Source organism: Paraburkholderia sp. UYCP14C (assembly GCF_004197395.1).
Taxonomy (GTDB): domain Bacteria; phylum Pseudomonadota; class Gammaproteobacteria; order Burkholderiales; family Burkholderiaceae; genus Paraburkholderia.
On record NZ_SELS01000276.1, the window covers coordinates 1 to 1,109 of the forward strand.

The window sequence follows — 1,109 nt, forward strand, 5'->3', positions numbered from 1 at the left end:
TTACTCATACGTCAGAAATATAGCGGACAGATTGATGCCTAAAAAACGAGCGAACAAGGCACCGATCGCGGCGAATTTGTGAAAGCTGCTCGTGAATTTTTGAGCTCAGCTTTTCACCTTTTTGAAGTGGACGTCGCGCGACGCCGGTCCGCTTGACGTGACTCCACACCAGTTCATCTGGATTTAGGTCCGGTGCGTAACCGGGCAGGAAGTGCAAAGTCAACTTGCCCTGCGTACTTGCGACATAGTCCTTAACGACGGCTTTCTTATGCGCTGGCAATCCGTCGACGATCAGATGAACCGCTTTTTTCCGATTGAACATCAACCTCTTGAGCAATTCGACGAACAACTCGCCGCTAAGAGCCCCGTCATACGTTGCAAACCAGAAAGCCCCCTTCGAATTAACAGCGGACGCGGCGCTCATGCTTTGCCGTTCGCCGGGCCGCTCGACCACCGGCGTCTCGCCGCGCGGCGCCCATGTCCTGCCATGCACCGAGTCAGCACGGAAGCCCGATTCGTCCCAGAAGAAGATATCCGCCTTCTGCTCACGAGCCTGCCTGGCAATGCTCGGATAGGTGTCTCGCTGCCAACGATCGATAGCTTCTGGGTCACGCTGATAAGCACGCTGCAACGGCTTTTGCGGCGTCAGGTTCAGACGGGCGAGCATCGCACCGATCGAAGCCAGACTCAGCGTGACGTCGAATCGCTGTCGTACCAGTTCACGAACCAGGTTGCGCGTCCACAAGCCAAAATCGAACCCGTACTGCATTGGATTCTTGCCATTAACCCAGCGCATTACCCGCTGCTCCTGCGTCGCAGTGAGCGTACGTGGACGACCTGTGCCCTTGGTCGATCGCAGCGCTCGCACACCATTACCACGGCCTCGCGCCTGCGCCCTGATCTTGTACGTCCACGATCGATGCATTCCAAACGACGCGGCAACATCATTTGGATGCTCGCCTTCAGCCATACGCTGAACTGCAAGGATACGCATCTCTTCGAGCGTGTTGTGAGCCAGGCTCCGGCCGTCTCGTTTCATGGGCGATGCTCTCAATAGCTATCGCTCAAGCATAGATCATCTGTCCGCAAAATTCCTGACTTATGAGTAA

Annotated in this window: 1 protein-coding gene; it reads right to left on the minus strand. The window is 55.7% G+C overall.

Annotation, left to right across the window (positions count from 1 at the left end):
- Window positions 1–4: 4 nt before the first annotated feature.
- Window positions 5–1,039 carry an IS630 family transposase gene (locus tag EVC45_RS44815; RefSeq protein WP_129964383.1) on the minus strand — a complete coding sequence of 345 codons (1,035 nt, stop codon included), beginning with the start codon at window positions 1,037–1,039 and terminating at the stop codon, window positions 5–7.
- Window positions 1,040–1,109 lie beyond the last annotated feature (70 nt).